Source organism: Desulfatiglans anilini DSM 4660 (genome assembly GCF_000422285.1).
Taxonomy (GTDB): Bacteria; Desulfobacterota; DSM-4660; order Desulfatiglandales; family Desulfatiglandaceae; genus Desulfatiglans; species Desulfatiglans anilini.
Genome location: NZ_AULM01000006.1, coordinates 181479 through 196762 on the forward strand (window position 1 = coordinate 181479; position 15284 = coordinate 196762).

The 15284-nt window shown below is 58.6% G+C and carries 19 protein-coding genes and 1 pseudogene; 17 read left to right on the forward strand and 3 right to left on the reverse strand.

Translation table 11 applies throughout. From position 1 onward, the window contains the following. Positions 1-34 precede the first annotated feature (34 nt). The gene (locus H567_RS23860; protein ID WP_051184637.1) at positions 35-5191 is read right to left on the reverse strand and encodes a RecQ family ATP-dependent DNA helicase; all 5157 of its coding nucleotides are present in this window, start codon (positions 5189-5191) and stop codon (positions 35-37) included. 249 nt (positions 5192-5440) lie between these two features. On the opposite strand from H567_RS23860, the gene H567_RS0108555 reads away from it, so the two are divergent. The 17 genes and pseudogenes from H567_RS0108555 (at position 5441) to H567_RS27830 (ending at position 14183) form a co-directional block, all read left to right on the forward strand. After that, on the forward strand, positions 5441-5833 hold the full coding sequence (locus tag H567_RS0108555; protein ID WP_028321087.1) for a type II toxin-antitoxin system VapC family toxin: 393 nt from the start codon (positions 5441-5443) through the stop codon (positions 5831-5833). Position 5834: 1 nt separating this feature from the next. Further along, positions 5835-6053: a type II toxin-antitoxin system prevent-host-death family antitoxin gene (locus H567_RS27815; RefSeq protein WP_028321088.1), complete on the forward strand. Its 219-nt coding sequence runs from the start codon at positions 5835-5837 to the stop codon at positions 6051-6053. A 283-nt stretch (positions 6054-6336) separates the two neighbouring features. Next, the gene (locus H567_RS0108565; RefSeq protein WP_028321089.1) at positions 6337-6546 is read left to right on the forward strand and encodes a hypothetical protein; all 210 of its coding nucleotides are present in this window, start codon (positions 6337-6339) and stop codon (positions 6544-6546) included. A 12-nt stretch (positions 6547-6558) separates the two neighbouring features. Continuing rightward, a complete protein-coding gene (locus tag H567_RS29825) occupies positions 6559-6684 on the forward strand; it encodes a hypothetical protein (protein WP_279614979.1) in 126 nt (41 codons plus the stop codon). Continuing rightward, on the forward strand, positions 6681-6914 hold the full coding sequence (locus H567_RS0108570) for a DUF433 domain-containing protein (protein WP_028321090.1): 234 nt from the start codon (positions 6681-6683) through the stop codon (positions 6912-6914). Before H567_RS29825 ends, H567_RS0108570 begins: the two co-directional genes overlap by 4 nt. A gap of 55 nt (positions 6915-6969) precedes the next feature. Continuing rightward, complete coding sequence (locus H567_RS30060; RefSeq protein WP_161626583.1) at positions 6970-7161, forward strand: DUF5615 family PIN-like protein; 192 nt, start codon at positions 6970-6972, stop codon at positions 7159-7161. Positions 7162-7384: 223 nt separating this feature from the next. Next, positions 7385-7525: pseudogene (locus H567_RS30065) on the forward strand (type II toxin-antitoxin system HicB family antitoxin); the annotation flags it as partial. After that, complete coding sequence (locus H567_RS30070) at positions 7518-7691, forward strand: type II toxin-antitoxin system HicA family toxin (protein WP_084517050.1); 174 nt, start codon at positions 7518-7520, stop codon at positions 7689-7691. The pseudogene H567_RS30065 and the gene H567_RS30070, both read left to right, overlap by 8 nt. 186 nt (positions 7692-7877) lie before the next feature. Then, the gene (gene zupT, locus H567_RS0108585; RefSeq protein WP_028321091.1) at positions 7878-8777 is read left to right on the forward strand and encodes a zinc transporter ZupT; all 900 of its coding nucleotides are present in this window, start codon (positions 7878-7880) and stop codon (positions 8775-8777) included. A gap of 97 nt (positions 8778-8874) precedes the next feature. Continuing rightward, positions 8875-10146 carry a phosphopyruvate hydratase gene (gene eno, locus H567_RS0108590; RefSeq protein WP_028321092.1) on the forward strand — a complete coding sequence of 424 codons (1272 nt, stop codon included), beginning with the start codon at positions 8875-8877 and terminating at the stop codon, positions 10144-10146. Continuing rightward, the gene (locus H567_RS23865) at positions 10137-10745 is read left to right on the forward strand and encodes a GNAT family N-acetyltransferase (protein WP_028321093.1); all 609 of its coding nucleotides are present in this window, start codon (positions 10137-10139) and stop codon (positions 10743-10745) included. The genes eno and H567_RS23865 overlap by 10 nt, the downstream gene beginning before the upstream one ends. Before the next feature lie 142 nt (positions 10746-10887). Next, positions 10888-12426, forward strand: a complete 1539-nt coding sequence (locus H567_RS23870) for a DUF1254 domain-containing protein (protein WP_208598350.1) — start codon at positions 10888-10890, stop codon at positions 12424-12426. Between the two features lie 40 nt (positions 12427-12466). Then, on the forward strand, positions 12467-12757 hold the full coding sequence (locus tag H567_RS0108605; RefSeq protein WP_028321094.1) for a type II toxin-antitoxin system RelE/ParE family toxin: 291 nt from the start codon (positions 12467-12469) through the stop codon (positions 12755-12757). 8 nt (positions 12758-12765) lie between these two features. Beyond that, on the forward strand, positions 12766-13104 hold the full coding sequence (locus H567_RS23875; protein ID WP_035253745.1) for an addiction module antidote protein: 339 nt from the start codon (positions 12766-12768) through the stop codon (positions 13102-13104). A 77-nt stretch (positions 13105-13181) separates the two neighbouring features. Then, entirely contained in the window at positions 13182-13352 is a 171-nt protein-coding gene (locus tag H567_RS28455) for a hypothetical protein (protein WP_153306103.1), read from the forward strand. Between the two features lie 162 nt (positions 13353-13514). After that, positions 13515-13808 (forward strand): type II toxin-antitoxin system RelE/ParE family toxin, encoded by a 294-nt coding sequence (locus H567_RS30075; RefSeq protein ID WP_084517054.1) that lies wholly within the window; start codon positions 13515-13517, stop codon positions 13806-13808. Between the two features lie 24 nt (positions 13809-13832). Further along, positions 13833-14183, forward strand: coding sequence for a HigA family addiction module antitoxin (locus tag H567_RS27830; protein ID WP_084517056.1), 351 nt, complete (start codon positions 13833-13835; stop codon positions 14181-14183). Here the strand turns inward: H567_RS27830 and H567_RS23880 are convergent. Beyond that, positions 14154-14333 (reverse strand): hypothetical protein, encoded by a 180-nt coding sequence (locus H567_RS23880; RefSeq protein ID WP_035253746.1) that lies wholly within the window; start codon positions 14331-14333, stop codon positions 14154-14156. The genes H567_RS27830 and H567_RS23880 overlap by 30 nt on opposite strands. Next, positions 14334-14969 carry a phage integrase N-terminal SAM-like domain-containing protein gene (locus tag H567_RS23885; protein WP_051184638.1) on the reverse strand — a complete coding sequence of 212 codons (636 nt, stop codon included), beginning with the start codon at positions 14967-14969 and terminating at the stop codon, positions 14334-14336. Between the last annotated feature and the right edge of the window lie 315 nt (positions 14970-15284).

A 15284-nucleotide genomic window follows, 5' to 3' on the forward strand; every position in this document is an offset into this window, starting at 1 on the left:
TCCGATTCGCCTGGCGCATGGGAAGTCATGGGATTCATTCATTTCCATCCGAGCACGGGGCGGTGGGCCTAGCCGGTTCGAAGGCGAGTTGAAACAGGCCGGTGTACCAGGGGGCGCTGCGGGCGCCCGGGATCGGGATGCGCGGGGCGTCCTTTTCCCGGCGGGCGACGGCGGCCAGGAAGCGCAGTCTGCGCAGCCGCAGCCCTTGGGCGAGGATGCCCTCGTACCGGGCCTCGCCGCGGGCCGAAAGCCGCGCGATGGGGGTCAGGTCGTAGCTGATGAGATAGTAGCGGCCGGGCTTGACCAGGGTGAGGGACTCCGCGGCCCCCGGCTCGATCCGGCGCAGGATCGGCTGGGCCTGCTTGATGAAGCCGGGAAGAGACGGGAACGAGATGACCACGTCGCGCAGATCCAGGTCCCAGAGGCGCGTGTGGTAGTCCCGCTCGTCTTCGGCGTCGAGCGGCGGGTCCGCCTCCCGGTAGACGACGGCTTCGGGCCCGGCTCCGGCCAGTTCGGGGATGAAGGGGTGCGGGTCCCGGCGCTCGTAGAAGACCGTCAGGTGCCGCATGGCGCGGGTCACCGCCACGTAAAAGAGGCGGCGTTCCTCCTCGTGCCCCGCTTTGTTCCGGACGGGCTGCCCGGCGATGATGACGGCCGGGAACTCGAGCCCCTTGGCGGTGTGCAGGGTGGCCGCCAGGACGCTTCCCCGGTCCGTCTGATACAGCTGGCGGACGTCGCGTGAGGCGTCGTAGACATAATCGATGAAATCGGCGACCGGCAGGTCTCTTCCCATGGTTTCGTGCAGGTGGTTTTCGAGGATCGAGCGGAACATCCCGACCCACATGTTCTGCGGGGAGTAGCCGCTTTCGGACGTCAGGTCCTCGACCAGGCCCCTCAGGGCGGCCGCGCTCATCACCTCCTTGCGGCAATCGTTCAGCGTGTCCAGGAACAGCCGGAACTCCCGGACCGCCGTCAGCGGCAGCCGGCGCCCCCTCAGACCGCGGAGGGGGAGCCCCAGCCGCCGCGCCAGCATGAGGAGGGTGTCCAGTTCGCGGTTGGTGCGGCAGAGGATGCTCACATCCCCCGGGGCCAGCTCCGGGTCCTCGGAGAGCAGCCTTTGGGCCTCCAGGATCGCGCCTTTGAGGCAGCTCAGATGGTCGGGGGCGCCCACCAGCCCCACCCGGTGAGGGACGGCGCGGTTCGGCTCGTTCTCGGCGCAGACGATCGGGGCCGACTTGATCCGGTCCTGGTTGCGGGCGATCAGGGCATTGGCGGCCGCTACGATGGCCGGGCTCGACCGGTAGTTCCGGGAGAGCTCCAGGGTCTCGGCGCCGTAATCCTCCTGGAAGCGGCGGATGAACCGGACGTTGGATCCCTGCCAGCTGTAAATGTTCTGATCGTCGTCGCCGACCGCGGTCAGGACGGGCCTGCGGTCCGCGTCGCTCTCCTGCCTCCCGGCCAGGAGGGAGACGAGCCGGTACTCGAGCTCGTTGATGTCCTGGTATTCGTCCACCAGGATGTGGCGCAGGCCGGGCAGGAAGGTGTCCCGCCAGGGCCTGAGGCCGCTGTCGTCCCGCGCGGCCGCCTCGAGCATCCGCACCGCCTCCTGGAGCACATCCTTGAAGTACCCGGCTTCCGGGTCTTCCGTCCCCTGAACCGGGCCCGGGTCGAAGATGCGCCCCGTGAGGAACATGGCCAGGCTGTGGTAGGTGCGCACGCGCACCCAGGCGCCCTCGGGGCCGAGGAGCTCCCGCAGCCGCAGCTTGAGCTGGGTGACCGCGTTGCGGTTGAAGGCGAGGGCCAGGATGCGCTGGGGCTGGATGCGGTGGATCCGCACGAGGTAGGCGATGCGGTGGACGATCAGGCGCGTCTTGCCGGAGCCGGGCCCCGCCACGACGAGGATGTTGCGCCCTTTGGCCGCCGCCACGGCCTTTTCCTGCACCGGATTCTGGAGGTCCGCAACGATCCGGCGCCACGATTCGGGCGTCGTGGGGATTTCGAGCTGCTTGTACTGGCCCTTGAAATAGAGCTGTTTGAAGGGTTCCCGCAGCAGGTTGAAGTAGTCGGCCACGAACCTCCCGGCCTCTTTGACCGAGTCGAGGGCCAGGGCCACGTAACGGTCCATGATGTGGATCTGGGCGATCCGCTCCTTGTAGTGATCCTCGAGCGGCAGCAGCTCCTCCTTGTAGAAGCGGTCCTCCTTGCCGGCCAGGACGCGGATCGTGAGCGCGGGGCGGAAGACCGTCAGGCCGCTCTGCAGGGCGATGGCCTGGATGGCGTGCAGCGCCAGCAGGCCGTGTTCCATGTGCTGGTTCAGATCCTTCAGGTAGCTGGTCGTGAGGTTGTTCTTGAGGGCGGCGATCAGCTCCCCGCTCCGGAAGGCGGCCAGAAGGTCCTTGCCGCGGGCGTTGGTGGGGAGTTTGCGGATGAGCGCCTCCAGGATGACCCCGCAGACGGCCCCGCGCTCGGCGACCTGCCTCCGCAGCGTCTCCCAGTCCGTCTTGAAGGCGAGGCCGCAGGTGTCCTGGCTGATCTGCCGGCGCCTCGCCAGCTTGTCCTGGATGAGCACGTCCAGCACCCGCATCAGGCGGTCGGGCCGCGCCTCTTCGATCCCCCTTTCCTTGAGGGTCTGCGACATGCGGCGCACCCCGAGGATATAGGGGGTGTCGCCGCCGATGTCCGGTTCTTCCTCCTCCATCAGGGAGAGGAGGGCCTTTTCCAGGTGCAGGAACCCTTCGAGCCGCCGCCTGGAGTCGTTCACCACACCCACGTGCACGTAGGCGGTCAGGTTGAGGTCGTGGTTCAGGAGCCCCGCTTCGCGCATGGATCTCAGGGTGGCGACGAGGCTCCTGGGCTCGAGGCCCGTGGCTTGGCTCAACCGGTCGGTGTTGAGGAGTTCCTTGGGGTCGCTTTCGAGAAGCACCTGCAAGAGGGCCCGCCAGGCCGCCTTCCGGTTCTCCGACAGGCCCAGGGCGGCCATCCGCCCCTCGGCTTCCGACAGACTCCGCACCAGGACTTGGCCCTGGATGACGCTCGTGCGGTTGTCGCCCCGTTCGAGCTTCCCCTGCCGCTCGAGCCAGGCGAGGGCCGTCCGGGTGCGGATGTCGTAGGAGGGGTCTTCGAGCGTCAGGTTCTCGAGCCCCTGCTCCTCCACGGCCTCGCTCCCGAGGAGTTCGCCGGCCGTCACCACGATCGTCCGCTCCGGGTGCCGCTCGGCCAGGTGCTTGAGCCCGGTCAGGAGGCCCGATATGTCGCGCCACTCGAGCCAGCTCTGGGCGCTCAGCCAGAATTGGGTTTCGAGGTCTTCGGGGGTGAAGAGCAGACAGCAGACGGCCGGCTTTTTGTCCCGTCCGGCCCGGCCCGCCTCCTGGAGGTAATTCTCGAGGGAGCCCGGCACGCTGTAGTGGATGACGGCCCGCACCTCGGGCTTGTCCACCCCCATGCCGAAGGCGTTGGTGGCGGCGATCACCTGCAGTTCGCCCTCCAGGAAGCGCTCCTGCACGCTCCGCTTGTCCTCGGGGCTGCGCCCGCCGTGGAAATAGTCCGCCAGCCACGAGCGCTCCCGCAGCCCCTCCGCCACCCGCTCGGCGGCGCTGCGCGTGGCCGTGAAGACGATGCACCCGTCCCGCGGCCCGCTCGCCTGGAAGATCTCGCGCAGGAGCTGGTCCACGAGGTCGATCTTCTCGTTTTCGGAGGCCGCCTCGACGCTGAACCGGAGGTTCGGCCGCTCGTGCCCCCCCTCGAAGACCTCCAGCTCCAGCCCGCCTTCCTCCCGGAAATACCCGCAGATCTCTTCGATGACATCCTTCTTGGCGGTGGCGGTGAAGCAGGCGATCTGGGGCAGGTCCGCCGCCCCCTCCGGGAGGAGTTCCCTCAGAAACTTGACGATGAAGAGGTAGTCCGGGCGGAAGTCGTGCCCCCACTTGCTGAGGCAGTGGGCCTCGTCGATGACGACCAACCCGATTTCACGCTGCTTGAGGGTGGCTTTGACGGTCGTGTTGCGCATCTGCTCGGGGGCGATCCAGACCAGATCGATGTCGCCGAGGCGGATGCCTTCCAGGGTCCGGGCGCGCTCGAGCATGGTCAGGAGGCCGTTTACGGTCCCCACGTTGGCGATGCCGCGCCGCCTGAGGCTGTCCACCTGGTCCTTCATGAGGGATTGGAGCGGGGAGAGGATCAGCGTCAACTGGTTGCGCTGACGGGCCCGCATGAGGGCGGGCAGCTGAAAACAGAGGGACTTCCCGGAGCCTGTGGGCATGACCGTGAGGCAGTTCCGGCCCGCCAGGATGCGCTCCACCACCTGCTGCTGGAGCGGCGGGTCCTCGCCCCGCACCGGCAGGAAGCGCTCGAAACCGAAGAACCGCTGCAGGGCCTTCCCGGCGTGGTGATGTTCGGCGCAGTAGGCGCAGCCGGGATCGCCGCAAGCCGACGCCCGCAGTTCGTCCAGGTGCACCGGGATCACGGGGAACCGCCGCCGCACCCAGGGCGGCAGCACGGAGTTGCCGTCCGCCACCCCTAGCCAGGCGGCGATGTAGGCCAGGGCGGCCGCCGTCTGCGGGTCGCGGAAAAGCTGTTCGAAGACCGCTTCGCCCCGCCGGAGGCAGACCCTGCCGGCCGCGATCTCCATCCACGCGTCCTTGATCGCGGCCTCCTCCAAAGGCGGCGCACCGCAGAGCGCCGCGAAGAACCGCGCGTAGAAGTCCGCCGGGAAGGTCCGGTCCAGCAGGCCGCCGAAAAGCCCGAGGGTCCGCGGCGCCATCCGGCCGAAGGCCTCGACCTGGTCGGCGAAGAGGGAGGCCGCGCAGGCGGCGTCTCCCACCGGGTCGTTGGCCGACTCCCGGATGATCTTGTAGTCCTTGACCAGGCGGTGATAGGGGTTTTGCGGGAAGGCGAGCGGCGAGAGAAAAAGGGTGTCGAGCAGGGGCGATTGCAGCAGCCGCAGGTCCGGGTGGCGCCGCCGCAGATAGGGGATATCGTGACAGGCGAGGTTGTGCCCCAGCAGAAAATCGGCCCCCTCGCAGAAGGCGTCCAGCTCCGCCAGCGCCCTTTCGAGGCTGCTTCCACCTCTGCGGGCGAAGGTGCGCGTCCCGTCGGCGGTGACGGCGCCAATCTGGAGGATGCGGTCTTCGCCGGGATGGATTTCGAGGTCGATCGCAACGAAGGAGAAGCGGGGGGGCACGCTGATGCTCATGTCAGGTGGTCGGTCTCCGATCGTTCAGGATTCTGCCGGCGCCCGGGACGTTCGGTCAGGAAAACCTCCCAAAAATTACAACCATACATCACCCGGCCCGAAGATTCAAGTTCTCCGGTAAGCGGTCCGGAAAGCCGATGCCGAAGCCTCTTGAAAAGGTGCCGGCTTGCTTCTCGTTCCGCCTCCTATTACTTGACAAACACCATAGTTGTTGTGCAATTGTCTAAAAATCCGTTTTAAAGATTTGCCATGGATATTGTAATCGACACATCCGCTTTGATTGCCGTTTTGGTTGATGAGCCGGAACGTGCCAAAATTATAGAAATAACCGTCGGGAAAGCATTATTTGGGCCGGGTTCAATCCCCTGGGAAATGGGTAACGCATTTTCGGCCATGTTTAAGCAAAACAGATTGGCTCTCAATGAAGCTCAAAAGGGATTATCAATATTCAGGAGAATTCCATTGAGGTATGTCGAACCAGATTTTGCGAATGTTTTAAAACTATCGAAAACCATCAATATGTATGCTTACGATGCATATATCCTGGATTGCGCTATCAGATATAAATCTCCACTACTCACTCTAGATCGTAAATTAACTTTAGTGGCTCAAAGCATTCGTGTCGAAACATTGGAGGTTTAGAATGCAAGTATATACCTATTCAGAAGCTAGACAAAAGCTTGCTTTGGTGCTGGAACAGGCCGAAACTACCGGCAAAGTATTAATTCGAAGAAAGGACGGCCGAGTTTTCGCACTCATACCGGAAAAGGTGGCCTCATCTCCACTTGATGTACCCTCTATCAAAGCGAAAATCACTACAAAAGAAATCGTGGATATCATTAGAGAAGGAAGAGGAAGGTAGGTTATTGGCCTTCAGCAGACCGCAGTAAGACCGTCGCCGCTGCTAAGGCAAATGTTATGGCAAGGAACGATAGAACAACAGTAGGAGCCATTGCTCCTGCCACCACGCTTCAGTTTCCACAGTTTCGGAGCTACCATGGTTGAATCATCTCAGCAATCGAGGGTGGAACCCCCGCTGTCCGTGGGGGCGTGTCTCACCCACATTGACACAGAGGGGGTCTTGCGCAGGCGCACCTTCGTCTGTTTCAACCCCAGAGAAGCGGAACGCCAGAATCTGCACCGGGATGGCCGTTCGGACGGTCATGATGCGCCTTCTCGCCCTGCAGTCAGCCAGCCGGGACGGCCCCTGGCACACTCTCTTTCGGGAGTTGCTGGAACGGGCCGATCATCGTGCCCTTCTGGCCGAGATTCAGGGGGACGGATCGGCGCGGGTATCCGAACCATCCGCGGCCTACGACGTCTCACGAATGCCCCAGGGGCGGCTGTTTGATTGAGGCGGAATCGGGATGAACATGTGCGTTGATTTGGTGTATGATGGCGAAACGAAAAAAACAATTCCGGCAGCCGCTGTTGAAGAAGGCAAATCGCGATTGACCGGCTTTCAGGAACCATTAATAGAAGGCGTACCATGATCGAGCGCATCACAGCCAACCCGAAGATACTGGGGGGAAAACCGATTATACGAGGAACGCGTATCTCGGTAGAGTTCATTCTCGATCTGCTGGCCTCCCATGTGTCGGAGAAAGACATCCTTGAAGACTATCCCCACCTGACAAGAGAGGATATTCAGGCATGCCTTCGGTATGCCGCACGTTCCTGCAAAAATGAGATTTATGTGGCGCTGGAGACGGCCGCACCATGAAGCTCGACTCCATCCAAATCCTTAGAGGCGAAAACATCTCGCAAAAGGTGGTGGCCTGCGGGACCAAGGGCTTGACGTTCTTGATGTCAAAGAGGAGCGTTGGTACGGAAAAGAAGACCAGGAGATCCTCGATATGGCGTTGAGGGGGCACCGGTTTGTCCTCACCCACGACTCTGATTTCGGAACCACGGCCATCAATGAAGGGAGACCGTTCTACGGCTCCTCTATCTGCGGCTCAACGACTTGAAACCTGAACAGGTCGCCCGTGTCTGCCGGTACCTCTTTCGCCAGGACCTGGATATTCTTTCAGGCGCCATCCTCGTGATTGAAGAGACCCGAATACGCATCCGTCACCCTGTAGAAAACGGTTAAGCCAGACCCCGCGCCGCGTGGGCACCTCCGCATCTATGCCAATGGGAACCGATTCGTGGCCTGCCGGTTCCACCGGGACGTCGATAAGCAACGGGCCGAAGGGAGATACAATAGAAGATGCTCGCAATAATCTTCAGGAGGCACTCGAGTTATTTTTTGAAACAGCCTCACCCTCAGAAATTCGTGCTGGCTTTCATGAGGAAGTATATGTAACCCAAGTGGAGGTTGCCATTGGGTAAGCTTCGTATGCTTTCCGGGAAACAGGTTTGCGCTATTCTTTCGCGTCATGGATTCGAAGAAATTCGGCAACGTGGCAGTCATATCGCTATGCAGAAGCAACTTCCTGATACCACGATTACCGTACCGGTCCCAAACCACTCAGAATTGCGTACAGGAACACTATAATCCATTATCCGTCAATCTGGCCTTTCAAGAAGTGAATTTGAATCATAATTGCCCAACCATGCTTTTGCAGCGGATCGCAAAAAGCCGCGCTCGATGAAAAGCGTTGGGCGGCGATCAAGGCCGCTTCTTACACGGCTTCAATGAGTCAGTCGAATGTAAGACTAGTTCCTTAGTCACGGGTTTGTTATGAATGACGTAGCGGTTGCATTTGGCCTGACTCTGTTTGCGGGAATGGCAACCGGGATCGGCAGTGTCATCGCGTTCACCGCCAAGAGAACAAACTACCGGTTTCTCTCGGTGGCAGCGGGATTCTCGGCTGGCGTGATGCTCTACGTTTCGTTTGTGGAGATCTTTTTCAAGGGCGCCGAATCCCTCTCGGAACGTTTCGGGGATTATGCGGGGAATTGGATCAATGTAGCCTCCTTCTTTGGCGGGATGCTGCTGATTGGACTTATCGACAATCTGATCCCGTCCGCAGAGAACCCCCACGAAATCCACTCGGAAAGGGAGACACGGCCGCTCCACGACCCGACCGCTCCGATTCCGGAGTTCGTTTCCGAAACTACCATGCCCTCGAGGGGCCACGGCTCTCACGATCACGGCGCTGATCACCATAAGCTGATGCGCCTGGGGCTGTTCACCGCGCTGGCAATAGGAATTCACAACTTCCCGGAAGGATTGGCCACTTTCCTGGCGGCCCTGGAGGACCCGAGCCTGGGCGTGGCTATCGGCGTGGCGATCGCGCTTCACAACATCCCCGAAGGGATCAGCGTATCCGTCCCCATCTTCTACGCCACAGCGAGCCGTAAGAAAGCCTTTTTTTACTCTGTGCTCAGCGGTCTGGCGGAACCGATCGGGGCCGGCATGGGATACCTTGCGATCCGCTTCTTCTTTGGGAGCAGCACCGGGGTGATTCCATCGGAGATCATGGGCGTCCTTTTCGCGGGTGTGGCGGGGATCATGGTGTACATCAGCCTGGACGAATTACTCCCGACAAGCAGGGCCTACGGAAGAGGTCATGACAGTCTTTGCGGACTAACGGCCGGCATGCTGGTGATGGCGTTGAGCCTGTTGTTGATGCAGTGATGAAGAGCGAATGGTCCACCAGGGCAAGCACGTGACGGCGCGGGGTGCGCCACCCGTGATGCCCTCCATGAGGCACCTACCCGGAAAGGAGAATGCAATGGCCACCATCTCCAAAATACGAGCAATGGAAATCCTTGATTCCCGAGGGAATCCGACCGTACGTGTGTTCGTCGAGCTCGATGACGGCACGTATTCCTCCGCATCTGTCCCTTCTGGCGCCAGCACGGGCGAAAATGAGGCCCTCGAATTACGTGACGGTGACAGCTCACGATATGCAGGCAAAGGGGTTCTCAGGGCGGTGTCCAATGTCAACGAAGTCATCGCTCCATCCTTGATTGGACTGGAAGCATCCGGGCAAGCCCTTATCGACGGACGAATGATCGAGATCGATGGAACGGAAGACAAATCGAAGCTCGGGGCCAATGCCATCCTTGGCGTCTCCATGGCTGTCGCTCGTTCGGCGGCTCAGTCCGCACATATCCCCCTCTACCAATACCTTGGCGGCGTCGGAGCGAGACGATTGCCGGTCCCGTGTATGAACATCGTCAATGGCGGCCAACATGCAGACAACAGCGTGGACTTCCAGGAGTTCATGGCCGTTCCGATTGGCGCCCCTACGTTTCGCGAAGGGCTGCGTTACGTTGCCGAGACATTTCATGTGCTCAAGGGTATTTTGAAAGACCGGAGATTATCGACGGGTGTGGGCGACGAGGGAGGCTTCGCACCGAACTTCTCAAGCAATGAAGACGCAATAGAAACAATCGTGCTGGCGATTGAAAAGGCCGGTTATAAGCCGGGTGAGCATATTGCAACCGCCATGGATAGCGCAGCGACGTCATTTGTACTGGACAAGGATGGAGAATACGACCTGAATCGCTCACGGGCCGGAAAAATGAACAGTGATGACCTTGTTGCACTGGCCGGCGAGTGGATTGACAAATACCCGATTGTGCTCTGGGAGGATCCTTTGGCAGAAAATGACTGGGAAGGGTTCAAGCGTTTTACAGCCCGACATGGTAAAAGAATCGAAGTTGTCGGGGATGACATCTTTGTCACCAATACGCGGTATATCGCAAGGGGAATCAAAGAGGGCACAGCGAATTCTGCCCTTATCAAACTGAATCAGATCGGAACCGTATCCGAGACGATCGAGGCCGTTCGAATGTGCCGCGATTCAGGTTGGCGCTATTTCCTCTCGCATCGTTCCGGCGAGACTGAAGACGCCTTCCTGGCCGATTTTGCCGTCGCTATGGACGGAGGGCACCTGAAGACCGGATCGGCTAGCCGAAGCGAACGTGTTGCCAAGTACAATCGTCTGCTGGAAATTGAGGAAGAGCTTGGGAAAAGCGCTCTGTATTATTGGAAATAGCGGACGCTTCGCGCGCATGGCAGAACCTTTGCAGCGGAGCGCAAAACGCCGCGCCGCTGCGAAGCGAACATTGGGCAGATAAAATGTATTCAATAAAAACTGAAAGACTCTTTCTCTCAAATTTAAAAGACTCCGAGAAAGCCCCATTAAAAAGCATGCTCAGCGATCCCTCTGTAATGAGGCATTTATTTGCTGGCAGGCCCATGTCATCAGAAGAAGCAGATGTTTTGATCGATCAATATTTCATGAAACAAAATGGCAATACTGGATTGGGGTCTGTTTGCGATTTGGCCGAGAAGAAGTTTATCGGCTTTGCCGGCATTATACCATGTGAGTGCGTCGATACTGGAAAAGAATTCGAATTCGGCTTTGCATTCCAGGACATCTCATGGGGGAAAGGCTATGCGACAGAAATTGGGAGAGCGCAAATAGACTACGCCTTTAAAAACCTGGACATTGACCGTTTATTCGCTTTGGCCCATCCAAACAACGTCGCATCGAACAAGGTATTGTTGAAGCTGGGCATGAAAATACTCAAAAATATTGAAATAAAAGAACGGGGCGAAAGAATGGTATACACCATTGAGCGGTGTGCCTGACAAGATGCTGCACCGGACAATCATTCCGTGCTTCTTTTTTTCGAGCAATTGGTTTTGGTAGATTGGTTAGACAGGCTTTTGTACAACGCAGATCGTCGTAGCAGCGCAACAGCCAAATCACAATCGATAGGAGGATCATGAAATGAGCACTCGGAAGCCGCACCGTAGTATTCCATGGCCGAAAGGCGCCCTTCGGGCCATGGGCATAGCATTGGCGTCTGCGTCAGTCGCGATTGGGGTTGTGGCGATTGTGCTGGCGGATAGCGCTTCCGCAGCGAAAAGAGTGCCGCCGTGGAAGGTCCGGGAGATTGCCGAGAAAGCTTACTACTATGGCCTGCAGCAGGTGATCTACTATGGCCAGCGCTGGACCATTACCCAAAACGATGACCCAGGAAACAGTGCATACTCGGGAATCAATCGGTTTTTTTGGGTGCGCAAGAAGATCACACCGGACTTCTATGTGGTAACGCCCCAATCCACCACGCTCTATGGCTCCGGTTTCATCGATCTGCGGGAGGAACCGGTTGTGATCGAGATGCCCGAGATCACCGATCGTTACTTCAGCCTGCAGCTCATGGATCAATACGGCATCTTCCACACCGTTGTGGGGAGCCCCTTCAACGGCACCCGGAGCCGGAAGTATCTTTTCGTGCCGCCCGGATATGACGGCAAGCTGCCGGGAATTTTCCCCGCCACCGATATCATCTTCTGGCCCAGCGAAACCGCCTATGTGATCGTGCGAATTGCGGTGGAGACCGGGACCGACGAAGAAATCAAGCAGATCAATGAATATCAGGACCAGATCACGGCGACGCTCCTGAGCGTCTGGACGGCCAACGACAACACCGGCGTACCGCAAACCGAACGCGAGATCGTCCAGGGCGACTTTGCGGTGTACCCGCGCATGCCGGAAATCGCCATCGGTCAGGTCGACGAACAGACCGCAGAGGACTTTTACACGATCCTGAACATGGTCATGAACGACCCAAGCATGACCATTATGCCAGATTCCCTTGCGGAGATGCAGATGCTCGAACGACTCAAATCGATAGGGATCGGTCGAGGCCTCGCTTTTGATTGGGATTCGCTCCGCCGCAACACCAAGGCGGCTATGGAGGCCGGATTCCAGGCTGGGTTCGACGGCGTTCGCAAGGCGCTCACGACAGGCCTGGTCGATATGAACGGCTGGCAGGTGGCCCGGGCGGAGGGTGACTTTGCAACCAACTGGATCGATCGTGCGGTGATAGCCGATGCCGGATGGGGCGCTTGTGACAAGGCCATTTCCCATCTCGGGGCGTTCCGGTTCACCGACGCAGACGGCGAGCCGTTGAACGGCTCCAACACCTATACGATCACCTTTGACATGAGCAACTTGCCACCGGTCACCGAATTCTGGTCGATTCCCATCTACAACGCGCAGGGCTATTTTGTGGCCAACGAGATTGACCGGTACGAGATCAACAGCTATATGCTGGAGCATGGCGATCTGGTGGTGGAGGACGGCAAGTTGGTGATCTATGTACAGCATAGCAAGCCCGAAGACCCGGACCAAGCCAAAAACTGGCTGCCCGCACCGGAAGGCGACTTCCGTTTCACAGCCAGGTTCTACGGTCCCTATCAGGCGGTAGTGGATGGCAGCTACGAAATGCCTGTTCCCGTGAACACGGGGCCTGCCAAATAGAACTTGCTAAAGGTGTAGCCTATTGGCTACAATGGCCGTTATGATCGAAATCCGCAAAACCGAGGCCTTTGCTAAGTGGCTCGATGGCTTGCGTGACCTCCGGGGCCGGGCTCGCATTCAGGTGCGGATCGAGCGTCTGGCGACGGGGAATCCGGGGGACGTGAGGCCGGTTGGCGAAGGAGTCTCAGAGCTGCGGATCGATTATGGACCCGGCTACCGTGTGTATTATACGCACAGGGGACAAGCATTGGTCATGTTGCTTGCTGGCGGAGACAAGCGCACCCAAGCCGGCGACATCGAGGCTGCCTTGCGATTCGCTCGCAATCTATAGGAGCTATTATGCCAAAGACAAAGACCACACGCTACGATGTTGCCGAGCATCTCCGTACACCTGAGGAAACGGCAGCATACCTGGAAGCTTGTTTTGAGGAGGCCAACGGTGATGCTGCTTTCATCGCCAAGGCTTTGGGGGATATCGCCCGCGCCAAAGGCATGTCTCAGGTAGCGAAGGATGCTGGCCTATCTCGTGAAAGCCTGTACAAGGCTCTTTCCGGGGAACGGACCCCGACCTTTGACACGATCCTCAAAGTAATAGGAGCGCTAGGATTGAGAATTCATGCTGAACCTGTTGCTGCAGATTCAAAGGCCGAACGCCTGCATCAACCTCAAGCGGATTAAAACCGGCAGTTTTTCCATTCGTGGTTGCTGCACAGATTATGCGATTCATTCGGCATAGCATGACAAAGAGGCAGGCCATGAAGAACAAAATTGAAATCCGAGCACTCAATCACGACGAAACTCTTGCAGTAATGAATGTGGAAAAATTCGATTTGCTGACATCCAGCTCCGCCGGCGCCCTTTCGAGGCCGCCTCCGCCTCTGCGGCCGAAGGTGCGCGTCCCGTCGGCGGCGCCGGCGCTGATCTAGAGGATGCGGTCCTCTCCGGGATGGATTTCGAGGCCGATCGCAGCGGAGGAGAGGCGGAGGCTTCGCTGGTACTCATGTCAGGTGGTTGGCCTCCGAATGTATGCTTAATTTAGCAGGAAGATATGACTTGAATTAGCATGATAGCCGTGCTATTGTCATTCCATGATACAATCCTTCAAAAACAAAGCGACGGAGGAGATTTTCAACGGCCGGTCAACCAAAGCTGCGAGGAAAATTTGTCCGCAAAGCCTCTGGGCGATCGCGTTTAGAAAACTTGATAGGCTTGATTCTGTCCTGACTCTTGATGAATTGCGTGTTCTGCCCGGAAATCGATTGGAGGCGCTGTCGGGTGATAGAAATGGACAATACAGCATCCGCATAAACGATCAATATCGTATTTGTTTCAGTTGGACCGAAGCCGGGCCTATGAATGTTGAAATAGCGGATTATCACTAATAAGTACAACCATGAGGAGCTGCAATGATACGGATACCTACTCATAGGGCACCAACCCATCCTGGCGAAATGCTGTTGGAAGAGTTTTTGAAGCCTATGGGCATAACTCAGCGAGATTTAGCCAATGCGATAAAAGTACCTTATCAACGCATCAATGAAATTATCAACGGGCGGCGTGGAATTACTCCAAGTACGGCCTTAAGGCTTGCAAAGGTTTTTGGTGTGTCAGAAGACTTCTGGATGAATGTTCAGCTGAGATGGGATCTTTATTTCGCTAAGAAATCTGAGTTCGACGCCCTGGAGAATATTAAGCCGTTGCCCCTTGGCGGTCTTAAAGCAAATAGCTCAAGCGCCGAACATGGCGTTGGAAACTGACCGGTGCTGCTTTGCCGCTAGGCCCCGGCAGGCCAACTTGACGTTCGGCGCCCGCGCCCTCTCGAAGACCTCCCGCTCCAGCCCGCCCTCCTCCCGGACATACCCGCAGGTCTTTTCGATGACATCCAGCTCCGCCGGTGCCATCTTCACCTACGTATCGCCGCTGTCTGGGTGCCGATGGGGTGCGTTTACGGGATCGCGAACTTTCTGCCCGGAAAATACTAGCTGCCGGGCTGCAGTTTTGCGGAGCTGCGGCCGCAGGTCGCTCTGCCTATGTTCATCGGGGTCCTGTGCGGCCCGCTGGCCGGCTTCGCCACGGGGGCGTCGGGCGACATGCTCGGCTATACCTTTGACCCTAAGTCGGAGGCATTCCATCAACCGCAACCCAGACCCATAGAGAAGGGCCGCCATGATCCAAAGGACTCCATCGAGGCAGGCGAGAATGGCCCTAACCTCGTCCCGTGTGAAGACGACAGGAAGTCGGCGGGGTCTTTTGGCCCGTTCGATGCCGTCGATCCAGCCGCGGTTTTTCTTGAGCACGTTGCGGTAAAGGAACAGGATGGCGCAGAGCGCCTGATTCTGGGTGGAGGCCGCCACCCTTTTTTCCACAGCCAGATAGCTCAGGAAAGCGCTGACCTGGGCTTCTCCCATTTCCAATGGGTGCTTCCGGTTGTGGAAGGAAATGAGCCGCTTGATCCAATGGACGTAAGTCTGTTCGGTGCGATAGCTCATGTGCCGGACACGAAGCGCAGCCCGGACCTGGTCGAGGAGTGTCGGCTTTTCCATGGCATTTCTCCCGGGATGTCTACCCGCGGGTTTCGACAAGGGCCTTTCAGTAAGGCGGCCTTAGATGGCGGCGGACGCCCGGCACCCTCCGTATGTACTCGAGTGGATCAACTTGGCGGCGCGGCGGACGGGGGCACTTGAAAAGGCGGAACGATCGGGAAATGGCGAACCGAGGTGGGGGCAATGCTCTGGAACTTGCTGCGCTCAAAAAACTTCCAGTTATTTATACAGCTATCACTTGTGAATATCAAGATCCGATTGCGTCAAATTTGAAGCCTAGATCCCCTCAGGATCGGTTTATACGACACATCAGCC